We start from the raw sequence: 24,865 nt of genomic DNA on the forward strand, positions 1-24,865 counted from the left end.
TATCCCGGACGCCCCGCCCCGTGCGGGGCGTTCGCGTTTCAGGGTTTCGCCGGACCGTCCAGGAGCCGCGCCACGGCCGCCAGCGAGGCGCGGGGCAGGGCGCCCCCTCCCAGCGGGTCGCGCGGCGCCTGCCGGGCCGCGGAGGGCGGCAGGACCCACAGTTCGAAGGCCTGGTCGTCGGCCACCAGTTCCCAGCACGGCACATCCGTGGCGCCGCCGGTGGCGGGATGGATGCGGCGGCGCTGCTGCCGCGCCGGCACGCCGCGGTCGGCCAGCAGGCGGGCCACCGCGTCGGGATCCTCGGCATGCAGGTGCAGCACCACGGCGTCGCCGGGGCCGGCGCTGCCGTCGAGCACCGGGCCGGCGAGGCGGGGTTCGAAGTCCGCGAAATGGTCCATCGCCGCCAGGGCGGCTTCGCGCTGGCGCCGCAGCCGGCCGGGGTCCAGGTGCCCCGGGGAGAACAGCCGGTGATGGGCCTGCAGGGCTTCGCGGATCTCGTCGGCGTCGGGCAGGAAGGCCGGGTCGCGCAGGCCCAGGCGCTCGGCCGCCTTGCGCCGCGCCGTGGCCATGTCGCCGCCGCCCTGGGCCAGCAGGCGCGCGGCTTCGGCGGCGACCCGCTGGCGGCGCACCCGCGCCGCCCCGGGGTCAGAAGATGTCGAACGCCTCTTCATTGCTCAGCACCGGCTCCACGTCGAAACCCTGGGCGGTGATGCGGTCGTAGTCCTCGCGCTTGAAGTAGTCGCGCACGCTGCCCGGCGTGCCGTCCGGCACCAGGCGCCCCGAACTGGCGTCCACCGAGGCGGTGACCAGCCCGGTGGGCGGTTCGGGCTCGTAAAGCGGCACGTCCTTGAGCGCGGCGTCCATGTAGTTGATCCAGATCGGCAGCGCGGCCTTGCCGCCGTATTCGCCGCGGCCCAGGGTCGAAAAATCGTCCTTGCCGACCCAGACCGTGGTGACCAGGTCGCCGCCGAAGCCCGAGAACCAGGCATCGCGGTAATCGTTGGTGGAACCGGTCTTGCCGCCGATGTCCGGGCGGCCGATCGCGGTGGCCGCGCGGCCGGTGCCGCGCTGCACGACGTCGCGCAGCATCGACTGGATCATGAAGGCGGTGCGGGCGTCGATGGCGCGCGGAGCCAGGGAAATGGGGCCTTCGGGCACCTCGGGCGCGGCTTCTTCGGCCCCGGTTTCAGCGTCGGGCGCTGCCGGGGGCGGCGTGGCCGCGCCGAGGTTGAAGCCATCCACCACGGTGGTGTCGCGTTCGCCGGCGGGGCTGCCGCTTGCCCGTCCGGGGCAGCGCAGGCAGGCACGCAGCGGCACGTGTTCACTGAGCACGCGGCCATCGCGGTCGAGAACGCGTTCGATGTACCACGGATCGACCAGGTGGCCGCCGTTGACGAAGACCGTGTATCCGCGGGCGATCGACAGCGGCGTCAGCGAGGACGTGCCAAGGGACATCGACAGGTTCGGCGGCAGGCTTTCCTGGCTGAATCCGAACTGGGTGATGTACCGGCTGGCGAAATCCACGCCGATGGCGTCGAGCAGGCGCACCGACACCAGGTTGCGCGACTGCACCATCGCTTCGCGCAGGCGCATCGGGCCGGCGAAGTTGCCGGCGTCGTTCTGCGGGCGCCAGACGTTGCCGGCGCGGTCGCGGAACACCACCGGCGCATCGAGCACGATGCTCGCCGGCGAGAAGCCGCGTTCGAACGAGGCCGCGTACACGAAGGGCTTGAAGCTCGAGCCGGGCAGGCGCTGGGCCTGGGTGGCGCGGTTGAACTTGTTCAGGCCGAAGCTGAAGCCGCCGACCAGGGCGCGCACGGCGCCGTCTTCGGGCTGCAGCGACACCAGCGCGGCCTGCGCCTGGGGCAGCTGGGCCAGGCGCAGTTCGGCTGTTTCGGGGTCGAGCGTCAGCCGGATGACGTCGCCGCGCTTGAACAACTGGGCCGGGGTCTTGCGGGTCCAGCGGGTGGCTTCGGCGCTGAGGGTGAGCGAGGTGCCCGAATTGGTGAGCACGTTGGCGGCATCGCCCTCGAAACCGGTCACCAGCACGGCCTGCAGGCCGCCCAGGGTGGGGTAGGGACGCAGGCGGTCGCGCAGGTCCTGCGCCGATTCACCGTCGCCGATGTCGAGCTGGGCCTCGGCGCCGCGGTAGCCGTGGCGCCGGTCGTATTCGAGCAGGCCGGCCTGCAGCGAGCGCACGGCGGCCAGCTGGTCGTCCGATTCGAGCGTGGTGAAGACGCTCAGTCCGCTGGTGGTGGCTTCGGCGCCGTAGCGCTGCTCCATTTCCGCGCGCACCATCTCGGCGACGTAGGGCGCCTCGACCTCGATCTTGGGCTCGTGCGGGCTGGCGTGCATGGGTTCGGCGCGTGCAGCCAGCTCCGTGGCCTCGTCGATCATGCCTTCCTCGCGCATGCGCTGGAGCACGTAGTTCCTGCGCACGAGGGCACGTTCGGGGTTGATGATCGGGTTGCCCGAGGACGGAAATTTCGGGATCGAGGCCAGCGTGGCTGCTTCGGCCAGGGTCAGCTGGTCGAGCGTCTTGCCGTAGTAGAACTCGGCGGCGGCGGCGATGCCGTAGGCGCGATTGCCGAAGAAACTCTTGTTGAGATAGAGCTCGAGGATCTCGTCCTTGCTCAGTTCCCGCTCCATTTTCAGGGCCAGGAAGATCTCGGTGAGCTTGCGCGTGTAGGAGTATTCCGTGCTCAGGAAGAACTGCCTCGCGACCTGCTGGGTGATGGTGCTGCCGCCCGGGACGCGTTTGTCGTCGGTGGTGGCGATCAGCCAGACGGCGCGCGCAATGCCGCGCCAATCAACGCCCGGATGCTCGTAATACCGGGCATCCTCGATGGCGATGAAGGTCTGTTTGACCTGCTCGGGAACGTCCTCGATGTCCACCGGGAAGCGGCGAGTCTCACCGATGACCGAGATCAGGCGGCCGTCGCGGGTGTAGATCGAAAGCGGCACCTGGAGCTGGACATTGCGCAGTTCCTGCACGTCCGGCAGGCGCGGCGCGATCAGCCAATACAGGATGCCCAGGGTAGCCAGGCCAAGCACGGCAAGGCCGGTGAAAAGGATCAATGCCCGCCGTAGCAGGCGTTTGAATCGGGCCATCCAGGGCCCCTCCGAGGTTTACAGCGGCGTGGGTCGGGGAGTATAGAACGAGGCAGGGTCCGGCCGTGTCGTTTGGGGACGGCCGGAATCGGACCCGGAATGCGTCTTGTAGGGGAAGCCAGGGCCGGTCAACTGGGCCTTCGGGGAGATCCGGGCAGGGGGGGCATTGCCATTTGGGAATTTTTCGTTATTTAATGTAATGGCGCACCATTCGTGTGTAAGCGCCCGTCGGAAGGGGAGAAACCGTGGGTCTTTTCGGAAATGCCAAGACACCGCTGGTCGGCCTGGACATCAGTTCCACTGCCGTCAAGCTACTTCAGCTCACCGAGTCCGGCGGGCGGTACCGCGTTGAGCATTACGCGGTGGAACCGCTGCCACCCAACGCTGTGGTCGAGAAGAACATCGTCGAGGTCGAGGCCGTCGGCGAGGCGATCAAGCGTGCGGTGGCCCGGTCCGGCACCAAGGCCCGGCACGCCGCGGCCGCGGTTTCGGGTTCCTCGGTGATCACCAAGATCATCCCGATCCAGGGCGACCTGGACGAGGACGCCCTCGAGGACCAGGTGCAGCTCGAAGCCTCCAACTACATCCCGTTCCCCATCGAGGAAGTCAGCCTCGACTTCGAGGTTATCGGCCCCGTGCCGAACAACCCCGAAATGGTGCAGGTGATGCTGGCGGCCTCGCGCACCGAGAACGTGGAGCTGCGCCAGTCGGCGCTCGAGCTCGGCGGGCTCAGCGCCAAGGTCGTCGACGTCGAGGCCTTCGCCATGGAGAACGCCTTCAAGCTGGTCGCCGACCAGCTGTCGGTGCCCAAGGACGCGATCGTGGCCCTGGTCGACATCGGCGCCACCATGACCACGCTCAACGTGCTGCGCGCCCAGCGCAGCATCTACACCCGAGAGCAGGTCTTCGGCGGCAAGCAGCTCACCGACGAAGTGATGCGCCGCTACGGCCTGAGCTACGACGAGGCGGGCCTGGCCAAGCGCCAGGGCGGCCTGCCGGAAAGCTACGAGGTCGAAGTGCTCGAACCGTTCAAGGAAGCACTGGTCCAGCAGGTCAGCCGCCTGCTGCAGTTCTTCTACGCCGGCAGCGACTTCAACCGCGTCGACCAGGTGGTCCTGGCCGGCGGCTGCGCCTCGATCGCCGGCATCGCCAACCTGGTCGAGGAACAGCTGGGCGTCCCGACCGTCATCGCTAACCCGCTCGCCAACATGGCGCTCGGCCCCCGCGTCCAGGCACATTCCCTGGCGCAGGACGCCCCGGCGCTGATGATTGCCTGCGGCCTGGCCCTGAGGAGCTTCGACTGATGGCCAGAATCAATCTGCTTCCCTGGCGCGCCGAGCGACGCAAGCAGCGCCAGAAGGAATTCATGACCATGCTGGGCCTTTCGGCCGCGGCTGGCCTCCTGATCAGCTTCCTGATCGTCGTCTACTACAACGGCCAGATCGAAGGCCAGCAGGGGCGCAACCAGTACCTGCGCGACCAGATCGTGCTGGTGGACCAGCAGATCACGGAAATCGAGGCCCTGGACAAGAAGAAGGCCAACCTGCTTGCCCGCAAGCAGGTGATCGAGGAACTGCAGGCCAGCCGCTCGCAGATGGTGCACCTGTTCGACCAGCTGGTGCGCACCATCCCCGAGGGCGTGCGCCTGAACTCGATCAAGCAGGCCGGCCAGCAGCTCACGCTGGAAGGTTCGGCCCAGTCCAACGCCCGGGTCAGCTCCTACATGCGCAACCTGGAAGAGTCTGGCTGGATGGCCAACCCGGACCTCACGATCATCGAGGCCAAGGGTGACGACAGGGGCCTGCCCAATGCCTTCTCGCTGAAGGTGCAGCTGGTGACGCCCAAGCAGGACACCGACGACATGCCGGCCGAAAGCAACGCTGTCGCGGGAGGTGCCCAGTGAGCAACAACATCGACCTTCGCAACCTCGATTTCAACAACTCCGGGGCCTGGCCGATCCAGGTCAAGGTGGGCGCCTGCGTTCTGCTTATCGCGCTGATCATCGGCCTGGGCTGGTATCTGTTCGTCAGCGACAGGCGCCTGATGCTGCAGGCGGAAGAGTCCACCGAAATCCAGCTGCGTGAAGAGTTCCAGGGCAAGCAGGGACGCGCCGCGAACCTCGAGCCGCTCAAGCAGCAGCTGGCCCAGATGGAAGTGATGCTGCAGCAGATGCTGCGGCAGCTGCCGAGCAAGAACGAGATGCCCGACCTGATCGTCGACATTTCGCAGACCGCGCTCGCGGCAGGCATCAACAACGAGCTGTTCCAGCCCGGCGCCGAAAGCCAGCGCGAGTTCTATGCCGAAAAGCCGATCCAGCTGCGCATGGTGGGCTCCTACCACCAGTTCGGCGCCTTCGTCAGCGGCGTGGCTTCGCTGCCGCGCGTGGTCATCATGACCATGCACGACATCTCGCTGCAGCCACGTGACGGCTCGGACGGCATCCTGGTGCTTTCGGGCACGGTCAAGACCTACCGGTACCTCGATGAAGAAGAGGAAGCCGGGGATTCCAATACCGCGGGAGGCTCCAAGTGATGGCCCCGTCCATGACCCGTAAAGCCATGAGCGGGCTGCTTATCGCGGCCATCGCGCTGTCCCTGTCGGCCTGCACCCGTGGCAAGCGTGACCTCGAGGCCTGGGTGGCCGAGGTCAAGGCACGCCCGGCGCCGCCGCTGGACCCGCTGCCGGTGATGAAGCAGTTCGAAACCTTTGAATATGCCGCGCAGGACATGCGCGACCCGTTCGCCCAGCCCAGTGCGGACCGCGACAGCAGCAACGCACTGCGGCCAGACCCGAATCGGCGCAAGGAGGTCCTCGAGGCCTTCCCGCTCGATAGCCTGGACATGGTCGGCACGATCGGTGGTGGTGCCGACGTGGTCGGGCTGGTGATGGGACCGGACCGCGTCACGCATCGCGTGCGGGCCGGCAACTACCTGGGTCTCAACGACGGTCGTATCACCGCGGTTTATGAAGACCGCATCGAGATTGTCGAACTCGTACCGGATGGGGCGGGAGACTGGCTGGAACGCCAGGCCCGTATCGCCCTTGAAGACAATTGATTGGGGGAATGCACGATGACCGCGAATAAAACGATCGGCGAGGGGATGGGCACCAAGCGACGCTGGGTGCTGGCCATGGGAGCGCTCGCCGTCGGCATGGCGACGTCGCTTTCCGCGCTGGCAGCAAACGTCCTGCAGGACGTCCGCTATGCCTCGGCACCCGGAGGCAAGGTGGACATCACCCTGGAGTTCTCCGAACCCGTTGGTGACGTGCAGGCTTTCACCACCGACACGCCCCCGCGAATCGCGATGGACCTGCCCGGGACCAGCAATGGCCTGGACCAGCGCCGCATCGTGATCGGCAGCGGCGCCACGTCGGCCGTGTCCGCCGTCGAGGCAGGCGGCCGGACCCGCGTCGTGGTGGACCTGTTCCGCCCGGCCGGCTACACCACCCGCGCCGCCGGCAACCTGCTGGTGCTGACGGTGGACGGCGGTGCCCAGCCCAACAGCCTGGCGACCGGCCCTGACCCGACCAAGAAGGTGGCGACCGCCCTGGAAGTGGCCAACATCGACTTCCGACGCGGTGAGAACGGCTCCGGCCGGGTCATCCTCAAGTTCAACGGAGACGGTGCCGCCGCCGACATGCGCAACGAAGGCAACCGCCTGGTCGTCGACGTCGCCAACGCCAGCATCCCGGAGGCCCTGCGCCGCCGGCTGGACGTGACCGACTTCGCCACCCCGGTGCAGAGCCTCGAGCCCAATGCCAATGCCGGCAGCACCCGCCTGGTGATCCACACCAACGGCGCCGTCGACTCCATGGCCTACCAGACCGGCAACGAATACGTCGTCGAGGTCACGCCCAAGCGTGGCGCCGCCGGCACGATCGTCGCCGGGGCGCCCGGCCGTGCGGCCGGTGCGGTTGCCGGTGAACCGGAAGCCAAGCGCTACGCCGGCCGTCCGGTGACCTTCAATTTCCAGGACGTGCCGGTCCGTACGGTGCTGCAGCTCATCGCCGAGGAGTCCGGCCTGAACGTGGTCGCGGCCGACACCGTGCAGGGCAACGTGACCCTGCGCCTGATGAACGTGCCCTGGGACCAGGCCATGGACATCGTGCTGCGCGCCAAGCAGCTCGACAAGCGTCGTGACGGCAACGTCATCTGGGTCGCGCCGCAGAAGGAAATCGCCGACTTCGAGAAGGCGGTTGCCGATGCCCGCATCGCCAACGAGGACCGTGAGCCGCTGGTCACCGAATACATCCCGGTGAACTACGGCATTGCCGAGGACATCGCTGGCCTGCTGACCGACGAGAGCAAGCAGGCCCAGACCACCGGCGGTGGCGGCGGTGAAACGCGCGCCGGCGGTGGCTTCCTGTCGCCGCGCGGCAGCGTCAGCTTCGACTCGCGCACCAACACCCTGCTGGTCATCGACATCCAGAGCAAGGTGGACGAGATCAAGAACATGCTCGCCACCCTCGACCGCCCGGTCGACCAGGTGCTGATCGAGGCCCGCATCGTGGTCGCCACCGAAGTCTTCGCCCGCGAACTGGGCGTGATGTTCGGCGTCCAGGACCGGACCGGCGTGCTGCCCAACAGCAACGAGACCACCACGGACTCCGGCTTCATCGTCGACCTGCCGGTGAACCCGGCGGCCGGCATCCTCAACCTCAGCATCCTGCGCCAGGACATCGCCCTGGACCTGGAACTGTCGGCGCTCGAGGAAGAAGGCCGCGGCGAAGTGGTTTCCAACCCGCGCGTCATCACCGCCAACCAGCGTGAGGCCATCATCCGCCAGGGTGACGAAGTGGCCTACCTGACGATCCAGCCGGCCGCCACGCCGGGTGCCGTCGCCCAGGCGACCGTCGAGTTCAAGGAAGTGCTGCTTGAGCTCAAGGTCACCCCGACCATCACCCAGGACGGCCGCGTCTACCTGAACCTGGCCGTGAAGAAGGACGAGGTCAGCGAGCTTGTCGCCAACCCGTCCGGTGGCTTCGTGCCGCAGATCGCCCGTCGCGAGGTCAGCACCGCGGTGCTGATCGACAACGGCCAGACCGTGGTCGTGGGCGGCGTGTACGAGTTCAGCAACCGCGAGGACCTGCGCAAGGTTCCCTTCCTCGGCGACCTGCCGGTGCTGGGCAACCTGTTCAAGAACAAGAGCCGCGGCATTCAGAAGGCCGAGCTGCTGATCTTCGTCACCCCGCGCATCCTGCAGGTGGCGCACCGGGGTTCCTGACCGAACCCGGGTGGCTGAACCCACGGACAGGGCCGCGCAAGCGGCCCTGTTTGTTTCTGGCATCCTGAGCCCATGAATCCGTCGCTGCGAACCACGCTGCAGGCCGGCGAGGTCCTCTTCCGGGAAGGGGACCCACCCGACACCGCCTACCTGATCGAAACCGGCGGCATCGAAGTACGGGCCAGGCAGCGCGGCAAGGACGTGGTGCTGAGCCTGCTGGGTCCCGGCGACCTGGTCGGCGAGATGGCCGTCATCGACGACTCCCCGCGCACCGCCACGGCAATCGCCATCAGCGACACGGTGCTGTTCCCGATAGACCGCAGCCAGATCGCCGAGCGCCTGGCCGGCACGGACCCGATCGTGCGCTCCCTTCTCGAAGGGCAGCTAAAGCGCTATCGCGGCGCGCTCTCGGCGCTGCAGGGCCGGGGTCCGGATACCGCCCCGGTGCCCATGACCACCTCCGAGCGCCTGGGCGTCAACAAGATCCGGCTCGAGTCGCAGCTGCGCGAGGCCCTGGCCGCGCGGGGTCTGGAACTGAGCCTGCAGCCCCTGCTCGACGTCGACCGCGGCCGCATTGCCGGTTACGAAGCGCTGGTGCGCTGGCACCATCCCGAACGTGGCCCGATTTCGCCCGTCGAGTTCGTGGCCCTGGCCGAAGAAACTTCGCTGATCGTTCCCGTCGGTGAGTATGTGATGGACGCCGCCTGCGAATCGGTGGCGCGGCTGGTTGAAGCCGGCCACGGCCATCCTTTCGTCGCCGTGAACGTATCGGCGCGCCAGCTTTCCCACCCCGGCCTGGTCGAACGCATCGTCGCCCGGGCCGACGCGGCCAGCCTGCCGCGCGGCAGCATCAAGCTCGAGATCACCGAAAGCCAGGTGCTCGACTACGACCTGGTCGGCCAGGTGATCTCGCTGTGCCACAACCACGGCATCAAGGTGGCGCTGGACGATTTCGGCACCGGCTATTCCCACCTCGCGCACCTGCATCGGCTTGAGTTCGACGTGCTCAAGGTCGACCAGGCCTTTTCCCGGCACATGCTCGGCGACCCGCGGGCCATGGCGGTGGTCGAGGCGGTCGTGCAGCTGGGCAGGGCACTGCAGGCGGAGATCGTGGTCGAGGGCGTCGAGACGTCGGCCCAACTGCAGGCGCTGCGGAGGCTGGGCTGCCACTACGCGCAGGGCTATCTGATTGGCAGGCCGCGCACGTTGACGGACATCCTTGCCGAATCGCCACCGGGTCCCTTCGGCGGCTGAGGTAAGCTTCGTCCAGACCCAGGCCGCACGGAGCGCCAGGAATGCCCCCGATGTCACTGCACACCCGCATGCTGGTCGGCTTCATCGCCGGCACCGTGCTGGGCCTTGCCGCCAATCTATTCGCCGCCGACGCCGGCTGGCTCGACCTGGTGACGACCTATGTCGCCGACCCGGTCGGCCAGGTTTTCCTGCGCCTGCTGTTCATGCTGGTCATCCCGTTGGTGTTTTCCGCGCTGGTGCTGGGCGTGGTGGAAATCGGCGACCCGCAGTCGTTGGGGCGCATCGGCGGCAAGACCCTGGTGTGGATCCTGGCCGTCACCACCATCGCGGTGACCATCGGCTTGGTGATGGTGAACCTGATCCGCCCAGGCCAGGGCATCCCGCCGGAGCTGGGCGCGGAAATCATGGCAGGTGCGGGCGAGCGCGCAACGCAGATCGCCGCCGGCCGCGAGCAGGTTTCGGGCCTCCAGGTGCTGCTGAACATCGTGCCGCGCAACCCCGTGGCCGCCGCGGCCAACGGCGACCTGATCGCGGTCATGTTCTTCGCGCTGATGTTCGGCATCGCCGCCACCGTCATCCGCAGCGACGGCACCCGCTCCTTCGTATCGGCGGTGCAGGGTGTCTACGACATCTGCCTGAAGCTGATCGACTGGGTCATCCGGCTGGCGCCCTGGGCCGTGGCGGCGCTGTTGTTCTCTATCACCGCCAAGCTGGGTTTCGACGTGCTGGTCCAGCTGGCGCGATTCGTCGGCACCGTGCTGGCCGCGCTGGCGATCCACTTCTTCATCGTCTTCCCGATCCTGCTGCGCGTCTTCGGCGGCATGTCGCCGGTGGCCTTCTTCCGGGGCGCGCAGCCGGCGCTGCTGACGGCGTTTTCGACGTCGTCGTCCAGCGCCACCCTGCCGACCACCCTGAAGGTGACCGAAGAAGCCCTGGGGGTGCCGCGCCGGGTCGCGCGCTTCGTCTGCACCCTTGGCGCCACCGCGAACATGAATGGCACGGCCCTGTTCGAAGGCATCACGGTGCTCTTCCTGGCCCAGTTCTTCGGCGTGGACCTGAGCCTGTTCCAGCAGGCCATGATCCTGGTGCTGTGCATGCTCGGTTCGATCGGCGCCGCCGGCGTGCCCGGCGGCTCGCTGCCGGTGATCGCGATGATCCTGGCCATGTTCGGCATCCCGCCCGAGGGCATCGGCCTGATCCTGGGCGTCGACCGCCTGCTGGACATGTGCCGCACGGTGGTGAACGTGGGCGGCGACATGGTCGGCTCGGTGGTCATCGGCCGCAGCGAGGAAGGCGTGCGCGAATCCCCGCCCGAACCCGCGGCGGCCGGCTAGCACCCCGGCGGGGCCGGTTCAAGCGCGACATCGGCGGCCGGGTCGGCGACAATAGCGCCCCGTTGGCCCGGCCCCGGGCCCCACGCCCTGGACGCCCCGATGACCACGCCTTCCCGCCGCGACCTCGCCAACGCCCTGCGTTTCCTCGCCATCGATGCCGTCGAGGCCGCCAAGTCCGGCCATCCCGGCATGCCGATGGGCATGGCCGACATCGCCGAAGTGCTGTGGAACGACTTCCTCAGCCACAACCCGAACAACCCCAAGTGGTTCAACCGCGACCGCTTCGTGCTGTCCAACGGCCACGGTTCGATGCTGGTCTACGGCCTGCTGCACCTGTCGGGCTACGACCTGCCGATCGAGGAGCTGCGCAATTTCCGCCAGCTGCACAGCAAGACCGCCGGCCACCCGGAATTCGGCCATACGCCCGGCGTCGAGACCACCACCGGGCCGCTCGGCCAGGGCCTGGCCAACGCCGTGGGCATGGCGCTGGCCGAGCAGCTGCTGGCGCAGCGCTTCAACCGCCCGGAATTCGACATCGTCGACCACCACACCTGGGTGTTCCTGGGCGACGGCTGCCTGATGGAAGGCATCTCGCACGAAGTGGCCTCGCTGGCCGGCACCTGGGGCCTGGGCAAGCTGATCGCGCTCTGGGACGACAACCGCATCTCCATCGACGGCGACACCTCGGGCTGGTTCACCGACGACACCGCCGCCCGCTTCGAGGCCTATGGCTGGCAGGTCATCCGCAAGGTGGACGGCCACGATCCGCAGGAAATCGCCCAGGCCATCCGCACCGCCCAGGCTGAAACCGGCAAGCCGACCCTGATCTGCTGCCGCACTACCATTGGCTTCGGCTCCCCCGGCAAGGCGGGCAAGGAATCGAGCCATGGCGCGCCGCTGGGCAAGGACGAAGTGGCCGCCACCCGCGAAGCCCTGGGCTGGCCACACGCGCCGTTTGAAATCCCGGCCGGGATCCGCGACGGCTGGCGCGCCGGCAACAGCGGCCTGGTGCGCGAAGAACAGTGGAACCAGCGCTTCGACGCTTACGCCAAGGCCTACCCGGAGCTGGCCGCCGAACTCGTGCGCCGCTCGCACGGTGAGCTGCCCGAGGATTTCGCCGACGCCGCCCAGGCCTATATCGCCAAGCTGCAGCAAGACGGCCCGGTGGTGGCCTCGCGCAAGGCATCGCAGATGGCGCTCGACGCCTTCGGCCCGCTGCTGCCGGAACTGATCGGCGGTTCGGCCGACCTGGCGCATTCGAACCTGACCCTGTGGAAGGGCAGCAAGTCGGTCACCAGCGGCGACCCCAGCGCCAACTACATCCATTACGGCGTGCGCGAGTTCGGCATGTCCGCCATCAGCAACGGCCTGGCCCTGCACGGCGGCTTCATTCCCTACGACGCCACCTTCCTGGTTTTTTCCGACTACTCGCGCAACGCCCTGCGCATGTCGGCGCTCATCCCCACCCGCGCCATCCACGTGTTCACCCACGATTCGATCGGCCTGGGCGAAGACGGCCCGACCCACCAGCCGGTCGAGCACCTGGCGGCGCTGCGCTACATCCCCAACAACGACGTCTGGCGTCCCTGCGACGCGGTCGAGTCAGCCGTGTCCTGGCAGGCGGCGATCGAACGCACCGACGGCCCCAGCTGCCTGGTGTTCAGCCGCCAGAACCTGGCGCACCAGCCGCGCACCCGGCAGCAGCTGGCCGACATCGCCCGCGGCGGCTACGTGCTGTCGGATCCGGGCGAAGGCAGCTTCGACCTGATCCTGGTCGCCACCGGTTCGGAAGTGGAGCTGGCCATGGAGGCCATGCGCCGCCTGGCCGACAAGGGCGTCAAGGCCCGGGTCGTGTCCATGCCCTGCGCCGAGGTGTTCGCACGCCAGCCGATCGAGTGGCGCGAAGGCGTGCTGCCGGGCTGGTGCCGCAAGCGGGTGGCCGTGGAAGCCGGCGTCACCGGCTACTGGCGCCAGTTCGTCGGCCTGGACGGCGCCGTGGTCGGTATCGACCAGTTCGGCGCCTCGGCGCCGGCCGACAAGCTGTTCCCGCACTTCGGCATCACCGTCGATGCGGTGGTTGACGCGGCGACGTCGCTCGCCTGAGGCCATGATCCGGGGCCCCGCGCCCCCTAGTCTTGCGCCGGGCCGCAAAGGTTCCGGTGCAGCACTTCGATGACGTCGTGCACCGTGCCGTCGGCCACCGAGTAGAAGACCGTCTGCGCCTCGCGCCGGGTCGCCACCAGGTTCTTTTCGCGCAGCACCGCCAGGTGCTGTGACAGCGCCGACTGGCTCAGCGGCACCAGGGCGTTTATCTCGCCCACCGACATTTCCCTCTCCACCAGCAGGCACAGCACCCGCAGGCGCTGCGGGTTGGCCATGGCCTTGAGCAGCTCGGCGGCGGCTTCCGACGCCGATTCCATCAGTTCGGCCGAATTGATGGCGGGGTCGGGGGTGGGCTGGCGGGTGGAAGCGGTCATGGGTCTGCCTGTGCGGGGGTGTTGACAGCATGCCACATTACTAATTAAGATTCTACTAAATTAGCACCGCCGGATAGACCGGCCCGGGAGTAGAGCATGGCCAGTATCGTTGTCCTCGGCGCCGGCATCGGCGGCATGAGCGTCGCCTACGAGCTCCGGGCCCTGCTGGGCAAGGACCATCCGATCACCGTGGTGGGCGAGGGCGATCATTTCAGCTTCACCCCGTCCAACCCCTGGGTGGCGGTGGGCTGGCGCAAGCCCAAGGATATCCAGATCGGGGTGCGCCCCTACCTGGCGAAGAAAGACATCGGCTTCGAACCGGCCGGCGCCGCCGAAGTGCTGCCGGCCGAGAACAAGCTGCGCCTGCGAGACGGCCGCGAACTGGCCTACGACTACCTGGTGGTCACCACCGGGCCGCGCCTGGCCTTCGACGAAGTGCCCGGCCTGGGCCCGGACGGCGGGTTCACGCAGTCGGTCTGCACCACGCCGCACGCGTTTGCCGCCTGGGAGGCCTACCAGGAATTCCTGAAGTCGCCGGGCCCGATCGTCATCGGCGCGGCGGCCGGCGCCAGCTGCTTTGGCCCGGCCTACGAGTTCGCGATGATCCTCGACGCCGACCTGCGCAAGCGCAAGCTGCGCGACCAGGTGCCGATGACCTATGTCAGCCCCGAGCCCTACATCGGCCACATGGGCCTGGGCGGCGTCGGCGATTCCAAGGGCCTGCTCGAGTCCGAGCTGCGCCAGCGCCACATCAAGTGGATCACCAACGCAAAAATCACCCGCGTCGAAGACGGCGTGCTGCACGCCGAGGAAATGGACGCGCGCGGCCAGCCGCTGGCCACGCACGAACTGCCGTTCAAGTATTCGATGGTGCTGCCGGCCTTCACCGGCGTCGATGCAGTGCGCTCGGCGAAGGAAATGTGCAATCCGCGCGGTTTCGTCCAGATCGACGCGCACCAGCGCAACCCGGTCTACCTGAACGTTTTCTCGGCCGGCGTGTGCGTCGCCATCCCGCCGGTCGAAGTGACCCCGGTGCCCACTGGTGCGCCCAAGACCGGCTTCATGATCGAGTCCATGGTGACCGCCATCGCGCAGAACATCGCCGCCGACCTGGCCGGCAAGCCCGCCGACCACAAGGCCACCTGGAACGCCATCTGCCTGGCCGACATGGGCGACACCGGCGCGGCCTTCGTGGCGCTGCCGCAGAACCCGCCGCGCAACGTCACCTGGGCCAAGGTCGGCAAATGGGTGCACGTGGCCAAGATCGCCTTCGAGAAGTACTTCCTCTCGAAGATGAAGTCCGGCAACACCGAACCGCTGTACGAGAAGTACGTGCTCAAGGCCCTGGGCATCGAGCGCCTGAAGTAGTCCCCCCAAAACCCGAACCCGGAGAATCCCATGAACCTCGACCGTGCCGTGATGGCCTTTGCCGGCGTGATGATCCTGATCAGCGCCGCCCTCGTGTACTTCGTTTCGCCCTGGTGGCTGTTGTTCACGGCCTTCATTGGCCTGAACATGCTGCAGGCGTCCTTCACCGGCTTCTGCCCGGCGGCCATGATCTTCCGCAAGCTCGGTTTCAACGCCGGCTGCGCCTTCAAGTGAGGTAGACGATGTCCATGCCCCGCGCCCTGGCCACCACAGCGCTCGCCGCCCTTTTCCTGGCGGCCTGCGGCAGCGAGCCGAACGTGCCCGCTGCCGCCCCGCCCGTGGGCTTCGAGACGATCACGGTCGCCCCGCGCACCTCGGCGCGCGAGCGCAGCTGGGACGGCGTGGTCGAGGCCGTCAACCAGGCCACGCTGTCCGCGCAGACGCGCGGCCGCGTGCTTGAGCTGCCGTTCGACGTGAACGACTACGTCGAGGCGGGGCAGGTCGTGGTGCGTTTCACCGACGTCGAGCAGGTGTCTGCCCAACGGCAGGCATCGGCCTCGCTCAGCGCGGCCCAGGCCAACTACACCGAAGCCGAGGCGGCGTTCCGCCGCACCGAGGAGCTGGTGGCCAAACAACTGCTGGCCCGGGCCACGCTCGACCAGGCCCGCGCCCGCCGCGATGCCGCGCGCGCCGCCCTGGAATCGGCCCGCGCCGGCGTCAGCGAGGCCGGCGAACAGGTGGATTACACCGTCATCCGGGCGCCTTACTCGGGCATCCTGACGCAACGCCACGTCGAGGTCGGCGAGTCGGTGCAGCCGGGCCAGCCGCTGGTGTCGGGCCTGTCGCTGCAGCAGCTGCGCGTGAACGTGGAAGTGCCGCAGAGTGACGTCGCCGCCCTGCGCGAACACGGCACCGCCACCGTGGTGCTGCCCGGCGGCGGCCGCCTGGAAGCCGACCAGCTCATCGTTTTCCCCTACGCCGACCCGGGCACCCACAGTTTCAAGGTGCGGGTCGAACTGCCCGAGGCTGAAACCGGGCTGCAGCCGGGCATGACCGTCAAGGTCGCCTTCAAGACCGGCGAAGCCCGGCACCTGTGGATTCCGACCACCGCCCTGGTGACCCGCGGCGAAGTGACCGCGGTGTACGTGGTCGGCGCCGACAACCGCGTGGGGCTGCGCCAGGTCCGCCTGGGCCATCGCCGCGACGACGAAGTCGAAGTGCTGGCCGGCCTCGCCGAGGGCGAGCGCATCGCCGCCGACCCGCTGGACGCGCTGGCGCACCTGGCGAACGCGGGCCGGGAGCCCGGCAATGACTGAGCCGCGCTTCGGCCTGTCCGGGCGCCTGGCCCGGGCCTTCCAGTCCAATCCGCTGACGCCGGTGCTGGCGGTGGCTGGCTTGCTGCTGGGCCTGTTCGCCACCCTGATCACGCCGCGCGAGGAAGAGCCGCAGATCGACGTGACCATGGCCAACATCATCGTGCCCTTCGCGGGCGCGCCGGCTGCCGATGTCGAGAACCTGGTCAGCGTGCCGCTGGAACAGGTGCTGTCCGAGATCGACGGCGTCAAGCACGTGTACTCGGTCAGCCGCGCCGGTTCGGCCCTGATCACCGTGGAATTCGCGGTCGGCGTGCCGCGCCAGGACGCGCTGGTCCGCCTGTACAACCAGGTCTATTCGAACGCCGACTGGGCGCCGCCCGGCCTGGGTGTCGGCCAGCCGCTGGTGCGGCCGATGGGCATCGACGACGTGCCGGTGATGGCGGTGACGCTGTGGACCGACGATGCCGCCCGCGGCGGCGTCGAGCTGGCCGAAGTGGCGCACACGCTCGAGTCCGAAATCAAGCGCGTGCCGGGCACCCGCGACGTCTACACCATCGGTGCGCCGCAGCGTTTGGTGGTGGTTGAACTCGACGCCACCCGCCTGGCCTCCTACGGCATGACCGCCGACGACCTGGCCGGCGCACTCTCGGCCGCCAACGTGGTCAGCCAGGCCGGCGACCGGGTGACCGCCGACGGCGTGCTGCCGATGACCGCGGGCCGCTACCTGGCCGACGCCCAGCAGGTCGCCGGACTGGTCATCGGCTTGCGCGACGGCCGGCCGCTGTACCTGTCCGACGTCGCCGGCATCCGGCGCGGTGCCGACCTGCCCAGCCAGTACGCCTGGTACACGGCGCCGCAGGACAAGCTTCGCCCCGACGGGGTCATCGCCCCGGCGGTGACGATCGCCATTGCCAAGAAGCCCGGCGCCAACGCCGCGGACATCACCCGCGCGGTCACCGACCGCCTCAAGGTCCTGGAAGCCTCGGTGATCCCCGAGGGCATCCACGCCACCGTGACCCGCGACTACGGCTACACCGCCAACGACAAGGCGATGAAGCTTATCCAGAAGCTGGTGTTCGCCACCGGCGCGGTGGTGCTGCTGGTGCTGTTCGCGCTGGGCTGGCGCGAGGCCATCGTGGTCGGCAGCGCGGTCATCCTGACCCTGGCGCTCACCCTGTTCGCGTCCTGGGCGATGGGGTTCACCATCAACCGGGTGTCGCTGTTCGCGCTGATCTTCTCGATCGGCATCCTGGTGGACGACGCCATCGTCATCGTCGAGAACATCCACCGGCACATGCGCCTGGGCGGCAAGACGCTGCTCGAAGCCATCCCGCCGGCGGTGGACGAAGTCGGCAGCCCGACCATCCTGGCCACCTTCACCGTCATCGCCGCGCTGCTGCCCATGGCCTTTGTTTCGGGCCTGATGGGCCCGTACATGCGGCCGATCCCGATCAACGCCTCGGTGGGCATGCTGCTGTCGCTGGCGATCGCGCTGACGGTCACGCCCTGGCTGTCGCTCAAGCTGCTCTCGCGCCACGTGCACAGCGAAGGCGGCGGCCATGAAACCGCGCTCTCGAAGCGGGTGCGCGGGCTGTTCGAACGTGTCATTCGGCCCTTCCTGCACAGTGAACGCGGCAGGGGCCGCCGCCGCATGCTGTTCGCCGGCATCGGCGTGGCGGTGCTGGCCGCCGCCGGCCTGGCGGTGGTGCAGCTGGTGGTCCTGAAGATGCTGCCCTTCGACAACAAGTCCGAATTCCAGGTGGTCGTGGACCTGCCCGAAGGCACGCCGCTCGAGCGCACCAACGCCCTGCTGCTGGACATGGCGCAGGCGCTGAACGAAGTCCCCGAAGTCCTGGACATCCAGGGTTACGCCGGCACCTCGGCGCCGGTGAACTTCAACGGCCTGGTGCGCCAGTACTACCTGCGCGAGGGCGCCAACGTCGGCGACCTGCAGGTGAACCTGGTCGGCAAGCACGAACGCGACCGCCAGAGCCACGACATCGCGCTGGCGGTGCGGCCGGTGCTGGCGGATATCGGCAAGCGTTACGGCGCTTCCGTGAAAGTGGTGGAAGTGCCGCCGGGCCCGCCGGTGATGGCACCGCTGGTGGCCGAAATCTACGGCCCCGACGCCACCCGCGCCCGCGCCATTGCCCGCGACCTGCAGGCGCGCTTCATCGCCACCGACGGCATCGTCGACGTCGACAGCACCGTCGAGGCCCAGGCCGAACGCGAACTGGTGCTGGTCGACCGCGACCGCGCCGCGCGGCTGGGCGTCAGCCAGGCGGCCATCGCGCAGGCGCTGCAGCTGGGCGTGTCCGGTCGTGACGCAACGTACCTGCGCGACGGCGCCTCGAAGTATCCGGTGCCGGTGCGCCTGCGCCTGCCTGCCGGCGACCAGGCCAGCCTGGAACAGCTGCTGACCCTGCGCGTGCGCGCCGGCGATGGCCGCCTGGTGCCGCTGTCGGAGCTGGTGACGGTGCAGCGCCTGCCCTGGGAGCCGGTGATCTATCGCAAGGACCTGCTGCCCGTGGTTTATGTCACCGGCGACGAGGCCAGCAGCATCGACAGCCCGCTCTACGGCATGTTCGACCTGGTCGGGCAGGTCGGCGACAAGCCGCTGGCGGACACGCCGGTCGAGCAGCGTTTCCTGTCCGCCCCCACCGACTCGCTGGGTTTTTCGATCAAGTGGGACGGCGAATGGCAGATCACCTATGAAACCTTCCGCGACATGGGCCTGGCCTATTCGGTCGGCCTGCTGCTGATCTACCTGCTGGTGGTGGCGCAGTTCCGCGACTACCTGGTGCCGCTGGTGATCATGGCGCCGATTCCGCTGACCGTGATCGGCGTGATGCCGGGCCACGCGCTGCTGGGCGCGCAGTTCACCGCCACCAGCATGATCGGCATGATCGCGCTGGCAGGCATCATCGTGCGCAACTCGATCCTGCTGGTGGATTTCATCAACCAGTCCCTCGCCGAAGGCCACGCCCTGGCCGATGCCGTGGTCGAGGCCTGCGCGGTGCGCGCACAGCCGATCGCGCTGACCGGCCTGGCGGCCATGGCCGGCGCCTTCTTCATCCTCGATGACCCGATCTTCAACGGCCTGGCCATTGCCCTGATCTTCGGCATCCTGGTTTCGACCGTGCTGACGCTGGTGGTGATCCCGCTGCTGTACTACGCGCTGCTCAGCGCGCGTGCCCGACGTGCAAACATCTCGGGTGAGTCGCCATGAGCCATCCCGTCACCCTGGCCTGCCCGCACTGCAACGGCATGAACCGCGTGCCGGTGTCCCGCCTCGGCGAGGGCCCAGGCTGCGGCCACTGCCACCAGCCGCTGTTCACGGGCCATCCGCTGGTGCTGGGCGTGGACGACTTCGCCAACCATGCCGAACGCAGCGAACTGCCGCTGCTGGTGGATTTCTGGGCGCCCTGGTGTGGGCCGTGCCAGATGATGGCCCCGCATTTCGAACGCGCCGCCGCCCAGCTCGAACCGCAGGTGCGCCTGGCCAAGGTCGACACCCAGGTGGCGCCCACCCTGGCCCAGCGCCACGGCATCCGCAGCATCCCGACGCTGGTCCTTTTCCGGCATGGCCGCGAACTGGCCCGCCAGTCCGGCGCCATGGACGCCAACAACATCGTGCGCTGGACCCGCCAGCACCTGGCGGATTGATCGCGCGCGGCTACAGCTGGTCGATCGGCAGCTTGAGGTAGCGCACGCCGTTGGCTTCCGGCTCGGGCAGTTCGCCGGCGCGGATGTTCACCTGCACCGAGGGCAGGATCAGCGTGGGCATGTCCAGGCTGGCGTCGCGTTCGGTGCGCATGCGCACGAACTGGTCTTCGTCGGTGCCGATGCGCACGTGGATGTTCGAACGCTTCTGTTCGCCGATGGTGGTTTCGCAGCGCGGCTCGCGGCCGCCGGGGCCGTAGTCGTGGCAGACGAAGACGCGGGTGTCGTCGGGCAGGGAAAACAGCCGGTGGATCGAGTGGTAGAGCGTGGCCGCGTCGCCGCCGGGGAAATCGCAGCGCGCCGTGCCGCCGTCGGGCATGAAAAGCGAATCGCCGGTGAACAGCGCGTCGCCGACCAGGTAGGCCACCGAATCGTTGGTGTGCCCCGGCACGGGAATTACGCGCGCGCCGACCTTGCCGATGGAGAATACTTCGTCGTCCGCGAACAGGTGGTCGAACTGCGAGCCGTCCACCGGGAAGTGGTCGCCCAGGTTGAAGATGGGGCGGAAGGTCTTCTGCACGGTGCGGATGCCCTGGCCGATGGCCAGCTTCGCACCGGGGAGCTTTTCCTTGAACCAGTGCCCGGCGCTGAGGTGGTCGGCGTGGGCGTGGGTTTCCAGGATCCAGTCCACCTGCACGCCGGCTTCGCGCACCGAGGCCAGCAGTTTTTCGGCGCTGGTGGTGCAGGTGCGCCCGGCCTTGGGGTCGAAGTCGAGCACCGGGTCGACCAGGGCGGCGCGGCCGGTTTCCGTGTCGCTGACCAGGTAACTCCAGGTGCCGGTTTGATCGTGGTAATGCGGCTTGACCGTGGCTTTGCGCATCGCGCGCCTCCCGTGGGATTTCTGCCAGTCTATTGCGGCGCGGGCGCCGCCGGATGAACGCGGGTTTTCGCCAGCGCATGCCGCAACAGGCGCGCCTGCAGGTGTTCGCCCGGTGCCCTGGGAGACTGCAGGCCCATGCGGGCCAGCGCCGGTTCGTCGTTTGCCCGCGCGCCGAAAAGGGCCGACACGATCAGTGCCACCCGGCCTGCGAGGGATCCTGTGCGTGAAGAAAGCCAGGCCAGGGCGGCCGCGAGCCGCTGTTCTTCGGGGCTGAAGTCACTGCCCATCGGGTAGTCGGGAAGCACGCCGGCCCGCCTCAGCGGTCCCAGCCGCGCCGACAGGGAGGCGCGGGTGTTCCCGCCCCAGGCCGCGGGCGGGACGAATGCGGCGTCGAGCTTGCCGACCTTGCGGGCCGATTCAAGCAGCGGTGCCTGGTCGTCGGCATGGGCGATCGCGGCCATGGCCAGCACGCACTCGCCGTCGCTGCGTCCACGCAGGTCGGCGATGCCGTGTTCGGTGATGACGATGTCGCGCAGGTGTCGCGGGATGGTGACGTGGCCGTAGTTCCAGCGCACGTTGGCGGTGGCGTGGCGGCCGTGGCCGCGGCGTGCGCGCAGCAGCAGGGCCGAACGCGCGTCGTCGAGCGCATGCGCCATGGCGACGAAGTTGTACTGCCCGCCGACGCCCGACACCACGCGGCCGTCCTCGAGTGCGTCGGACACCGCCGCGCCCAGGGCCGTCATCATCATGCAGGTGTTGAAGAAGCGCGCGTCGCGGCGCTGTTCGCGCTCGAGCGCCTCATTGCCGCCGTAGAGCTGGTTGATGTGCGAAACGCGGGTCATGCCGATGCCGCGCGCCTGGTCGGCGGGCATGTCGCGCAGCCAGTCGTAGAGCGCGTGCGAGCCCAGATAGAAGGCGCCATCGAGCCAGCGGCCGTCTCGGGCGAGGCGTTCCTGGTCGTGCGCCGTGGCCTGCCCGCGGTTGATGCGCGCCATGGCGCCGACGTCGTCGAGCACGCGTCGCTTGAGCACGCCGGCCTGGGCGAGGGCGCGGAAGCCGTCGTTGACCATCTCGCTGGCGCCGTACAGGCCTTCTTCGAAGGGTGCGGTGCCGCCGACGTCGCGCACCAGCGGCGATTGCGCCAGCCCGGGCGAAAGCGCCTCGAGCGCGACCAGGTAATCGGCATTGCGGGTATGGCGCAGCACCAGCGCATGGCACAAGGCATCGGCCAGCGAACCGATGCCGATCTGCAGGGTGCCGCCGTCGCGCACCAGGGTGCTGGCGTACAGGCCGATGGCGTGGTCGGCGTCGCCGACCGGTTCGCGAGGAAGGGCGAACAGGCGCGGTGCGGGCGAAGGGTGTTCGACCACGAGGTCGAAGAATTCCGCGGGCACCGCGCAGGGGCCGTCGAGCCAGGGCAGGTTCGGGTCCACTTCGGCCACCAGCATCGGCCGCGGCTTGCCCAGGCGCAGGCATTCATCGAGCAGGTCGAAGGTGAGGTCGGGATTGCAGCTCAGGCTCAGGCGGCTGCCGCCGGGTTCGCGCGCGACCTTCTGCACCAGGGCATTGGCGCCGCGCGCCGCCACGGCGCGGGCGACGTGGGTGTAGTTGAGGCTGACGTAGTCGCGCTGGGCGCAGGCCGAGCCGAGCAGCGCGCCCGACTGCATGTAGAACTCCTCGACCCGGATATTGGCCGGCAGCGCATCGCGGCGCATGGCCACCGCATAGTCGAGCACGGGGAAGTCGGCACCGAACTGCCGCGCCAGGAAGGGCGCCAGGAAACGCGCCTGCAGGCCCTTGCCCGCCGCGGGCGGCGTCAGCGACAGCGCGGTCAGCAGGTGCAGGGACAGCGAGGGATCCGCGGCCACCCGCCGGGTGATCGCGTTCAGGAGCCGATGCGGCTTGCCCAGCCCCAGCGGCGCCGCCAGCACCAGCTGGCCACCCGCGTGGGCGAGCAGGTGGTCGACGGCGGCATCCAGGGTGGGGTCGGGCGGGGCGCTCGGGCGTTGGCTCATGGGGGTTCCGGAAAGCGGCGGGGGCCAGTATCGCACCCCGGCCCGACCCCCCTTGACAGTAGTGATTACGGGCGTAATCTATGGAAAAGTTTACGGACGTAATCGAAATGCAGATCAGCGACGCCGAATCCGTGGTCATGCAGGCCCTGTGGCGGTCCAGCCCCCTGGCGGCCGAAGACGTGTTTGCCGCCGTGGCCGCCGGCCAGGGCTGGCAGGAACCCACGGTGAAAACCCTGCTCAACCGCTTGCTCAAGAAGGGCGCGATCAGCGCCGAGCGCGACGGCCGGCGTTTCCTCTACTCGCCGGTATTGAGCCGGGAGCAGTGGCTGGCCCAGGAAAGCCAAGGCCTGGTCGACCGGCTGTTCGGCGGCCGGGTTGCGCCGATGGTCGCCCAGTTCACCGAACGGGGCCGCTTGAGCAAGAAGGACCTGGCCGAATTGCGCCAGCTGCTGGAGGACATCGAAGATGAGCCGTGACCTGCTGATGCTGCTGACCGAGGCCACGATCGCCGGCACGGCTGCGATCGCGCTGGTCCTGCTGCTGCGCCGCCCGTTGCGCGCCTGGTTCGGGGTGGGTGCGGTTTACGCGGCGTGGCTGCTGGTGCCGGCAGCGTTGGTGGCCGTGGCCATTCCGGCGGCGATCGTGCCCGTGGTGAGCGTTCCAACGACGAGCATTGCGGTCGCGCAGGGGACTGGCCCGGCCATCGTGGCGAGGGACAGCCTCGACCCCGGGCCCTGGCTGGTGGCGCTGTGGGCCCTGGGCACGCTCGCTGCGGCGGCGCGGCTGTTGCGCCAACAGCGGCGGTTCCTTGCCGGCCTGGGCAGGCTGCAACGGCGCCCGGACGGCCTGTATCAAAGCGACGTATCCCAGGGCCTGCCGGCCGTGGTCGGCTGGCGGGCCCGAATCGTGTTGCCCGCGGATTTCGAACAACGCTACGAACCGGGCCAGCAGCAGCTGGTGCTTTGCCACGAGCGCGTGCACCAGGGCCGCGGCGACCTGTGGGCCAATGCCATGGCCTCCGTTCTTGGCTGCGTGTTCTGGTTCAACCCGATCGTGCACGTGGCCGCGCGCCGGTTCCGCTACGACCAGGAACTGGCCTGCGATGCCGTGGTGCTCGCGCGCTTTCCCCATCGCCGCCGCACCTACGGCGACGCCCTGCTCAAGTCGGAACTTGCCGACCACCCCTTGCCCGTGGGCTGCCACGGGTTCGGGTCCCATCCCCTGAAGGAGCGAATCGCCATGCTCAAACATCCCCTGCCCAGCAAAAAGCGCTGGATCGCCGGCCTCGTCCTGGTCGCCCTGCTCACCGCCGGTGGCGGCTGGACCGCCTGGGCCGCCCAGCCCGCGCGTATCGCCAGCGCCGCGGTGGCCGGTGAAGGCGACCTGGCCGTCACCCTGAAGGTCAGTTTCGACGGCCGCGGCGAGAAGGTTGATTCCGTCAACGTCAGCGCCGGCCAGGCCCGAACCTTCTCGTACGATCAGGACGGCCATGCCTGGGAAATCAGCCTGACCCTGAAGCCGCTGGACGACGGCACGATCCAGGCCAATGCCGATATCAGCCGCGATGGCGTCATCCAGGGCCAGCCCGTCCTGGTGTTCAGGCCCGAAACGGGCGCGGCCATCCGGATCGGCGAAGGTGATCCCGGCGCCGGTTTCAAGGGGATCGCGATGGACCTCCAGGTGGCCCGCCGCGCGACGGCGAACGTCAGCACCCAGGGCGACCTGGTTTCCGTCCGGGACGCCGCGACTGAAATTGCCGCCGGGTCCGGCCTGCGCCTGGCCAACCCCGAGGTCCTGCCCGCGGACAGAGTGATCAGTTTCAGGTTCGACGACATTCCCGCCGTCACCGCCCTGGAGCTGATCGCGGAGGAATCCGGGTTGATTCTGCACGTCGCCGGCGACCAGGTGAGCTTCGAGAAGCTCCAGGGCGGCTCGCTGCAGAAGCCGCGTTACCCGGCGGGCGCTGCCGCCGCGGGTGAGGGTGGGCTGGTGATGCTCAAGGTGCTCGTCGGCACGGATGGCCAGCCGCGTGAAATCCAGTATGTCGCCGGCGAGAGCACGGTGCCGGAAGCATCCCGGTTCACGCGCAATGCGCTGGAAGCAGCGGCCCAGTGGAAGTTCCAGCCCAGCACCAAGGACGGCAAGGCCGTGCCGGGCTGGGTGAAGGTGCCGGTGCGGTTCGAGGCGTCCGGCCTGGCGCCGGCCGGCGACGAGGCCTGAAC

Annotated in this window: 19 protein-coding genes and 1 pseudogene; 15 read left to right on the plus strand and 5 right to left on the minus strand. The window is 68.7% G+C overall.

Going from position 1 to position 24,865, the window contains the following annotated elements:
• Positions 1-38: 38 nt before the first annotated feature.
• Both IEX13_RS00850 and IEX13_RS00855 read right to left on the minus strand, forming a co-directional pair.
• Entirely contained in the window at positions 39-671 is a 633-nt protein-coding gene (locus IEX13_RS00850; protein WP_188660066.1) for a hypothetical protein, read from the minus strand.
• Positions 646-3,111, minus strand: a complete 2,466-nt coding sequence (locus IEX13_RS00855; protein ID WP_188660069.1) for a penicillin-binding protein 1A — start codon at positions 3,109-3,111, stop codon at positions 646-648. The genes IEX13_RS00850 and IEX13_RS00855 overlap by 26 nt, the downstream gene beginning before the upstream one ends.
• A 245-nt stretch (positions 3,112-3,356) precedes the next feature.
• On the opposite strand from IEX13_RS00855, the gene IEX13_RS00860 reads away from it, so the two are divergent.
• The 8 genes and pseudogenes from IEX13_RS00860 (at position 3,357) to tkt (ending at position 13,027) form a co-directional block, all read left to right on the plus strand.
• Complete coding sequence (locus IEX13_RS00860; protein ID WP_188660072.1) at positions 3,357-4,415, plus strand: pilus assembly protein PilM; 1,059 nt, start codon at positions 3,357-3,359, stop codon at positions 4,413-4,415.
• Positions 4,415-5,008, plus strand: a pseudogene (locus IEX13_RS00865) (PilN domain-containing protein); the annotation flags it as partial. The gene IEX13_RS00860 and the pseudogene IEX13_RS00865, both read left to right, overlap by 1 nt.
• A gap of 2 nt (positions 5,009-5,010) precedes the next feature.
• Positions 5,011-5,643 (plus strand): type IV pilus inner membrane component PilO, encoded by a 633-nt coding sequence (locus tag IEX13_RS00870; protein WP_188660078.1) that lies wholly within the window; start codon positions 5,011-5,013, stop codon positions 5,641-5,643.
• Positions 5,644-5,654: 11 nt separating this feature from the next.
• Entirely contained in the window at positions 5,655-6,167 is a 513-nt protein-coding gene (locus IEX13_RS00875) for a pilus assembly protein PilP (RefSeq protein WP_188660081.1), read from the plus strand.
• 15 nt (positions 6,168-6,182) lie between these two features.
• The gene (locus IEX13_RS00880) at positions 6,183-8,336 is read left to right on the plus strand and encodes a type IV pilus secretin PilQ (protein WP_229668407.1); all 2,154 of its coding nucleotides are present in this window, start codon (positions 6,183-6,185) and stop codon (positions 8,334-8,336) included.
• Positions 8,337-8,408: 72 nt separating this feature from the next.
• Positions 8,409-9,590, plus strand: coding sequence for an EAL domain-containing protein (locus tag IEX13_RS00885; RefSeq protein ID WP_188660084.1), 1,182 nt, complete (start codon positions 8,409-8,411; stop codon positions 9,588-9,590).
• A gap of 50 nt (positions 9,591-9,640) precedes the next feature.
• Positions 9,641-10,924, plus strand: a complete 1,284-nt coding sequence (locus IEX13_RS00890; RefSeq protein ID WP_188660087.1) for a dicarboxylate/amino acid:cation symporter — start codon at positions 9,641-9,643, stop codon at positions 10,922-10,924.
• A 99-nt stretch (positions 10,925-11,023) separates the two neighbouring features.
• Positions 11,024-13,027: a transketolase gene (gene tkt, locus IEX13_RS00895; protein ID WP_188660089.1), complete on the plus strand. Its 2,004-nt coding sequence runs from the start codon at positions 11,024-11,026 to the stop codon at positions 13,025-13,027.
• A gap of 26 nt (positions 13,028-13,053) precedes the next feature.
• Here tkt and IEX13_RS00900 read toward each other — a convergent pair whose 3' ends face one another.
• Positions 13,054-13,401 (minus strand): ArsR/SmtB family transcription factor, encoded by a 348-nt coding sequence (locus IEX13_RS00900; RefSeq protein WP_229668408.1) that lies wholly within the window; start codon positions 13,399-13,401, stop codon positions 13,054-13,056.
• A 96-nt stretch (positions 13,402-13,497) separates the two neighbouring features.
• Here IEX13_RS00900 and IEX13_RS00905 point away from each other — a divergent pair, with 96 nt between their 5' ends.
• From IEX13_RS00905 to trxC, 5 genes are read left to right on the plus strand one after another with little or no spacing between them, the layout of a single operon-like run.
• Positions 13,498-14,769 (plus strand): NAD(P)/FAD-dependent oxidoreductase, encoded by a 1,272-nt coding sequence (locus IEX13_RS00905; protein WP_188660092.1) that lies wholly within the window; start codon positions 13,498-13,500, stop codon positions 14,767-14,769.
• 30 nt (positions 14,770-14,799) lie between these two features.
• Entirely contained in the window at positions 14,800-15,003 is a 204-nt protein-coding gene (locus tag IEX13_RS00910; protein WP_188660095.1) for a YgaP family membrane protein, read from the plus strand.
• An 8-nt stretch (positions 15,004-15,011) separates the two neighbouring features.
• On the plus strand, positions 15,012-16,085 hold the full coding sequence (locus IEX13_RS00915; protein WP_188660099.1) for an efflux RND transporter periplasmic adaptor subunit: 1,074 nt from the start codon (positions 15,012-15,014) through the stop codon (positions 16,083-16,085).
• Entirely contained in the window at positions 16,078-19,314 is a 3,237-nt protein-coding gene (locus IEX13_RS00920; protein WP_188660101.1) for an efflux RND transporter permease subunit, read from the plus strand. Before IEX13_RS00915 ends, IEX13_RS00920 begins: the two co-directional genes overlap by 8 nt.
• Positions 19,311-19,751 (plus strand): thioredoxin TrxC, encoded by a 441-nt coding sequence (gene trxC, locus IEX13_RS00925; RefSeq protein ID WP_188660104.1) that lies wholly within the window; start codon positions 19,311-19,313, stop codon positions 19,749-19,751. Before IEX13_RS00920 ends, trxC begins: the two co-directional genes overlap by 4 nt.
• 10 nt (positions 19,752-19,761) lie before the next feature.
• On the opposite strand, the gene IEX13_RS00930 is transcribed toward trxC, so the two are convergent.
• A complete protein-coding gene (locus IEX13_RS00930) occupies positions 19,762-20,628 on the minus strand; it encodes an MBL fold metallo-hydrolase (RefSeq protein ID WP_188660107.1) in 867 nt (288 codons plus the stop codon).
• A gap of 29 nt (positions 20,629-20,657) precedes the next feature.
• On the minus strand, positions 20,658-22,643 hold the full coding sequence (locus IEX13_RS00935; RefSeq protein ID WP_188660110.1) for an acetyl-CoA hydrolase/transferase C-terminal domain-containing protein: 1,986 nt from the start codon (positions 22,641-22,643) through the stop codon (positions 20,658-20,660).
• Between the two features lie 107 nt (positions 22,644-22,750).
• On the opposite strand from IEX13_RS00935, the gene IEX13_RS00940 reads away from it, so the two are divergent.
• Positions 22,751-23,119: a BlaI/MecI/CopY family transcriptional regulator gene (locus tag IEX13_RS00940; RefSeq protein WP_188662929.1), complete on the plus strand. Its 369-nt coding sequence runs from the start codon at positions 22,751-22,753 to the stop codon at positions 23,117-23,119.
• Positions 23,109-24,863 carry a TonB family protein gene (locus tag IEX13_RS00945; RefSeq protein ID WP_188660113.1) on the plus strand — a complete coding sequence of 585 codons (1,755 nt, stop codon included), beginning with the start codon at positions 23,109-23,111 and terminating at the stop codon, positions 24,861-24,863. The genes IEX13_RS00940 and IEX13_RS00945 overlap by 11 nt, the downstream gene beginning before the upstream one ends.
• Positions 24,864-24,865 lie beyond the last annotated feature (2 nt).

The organism is Arenimonas soli (genome assembly GCF_014643775.1).
GTDB lineage: Bacteria > Pseudomonadota > Gammaproteobacteria > Xanthomonadales > Xanthomonadaceae > Arenimonas > Arenimonas soli.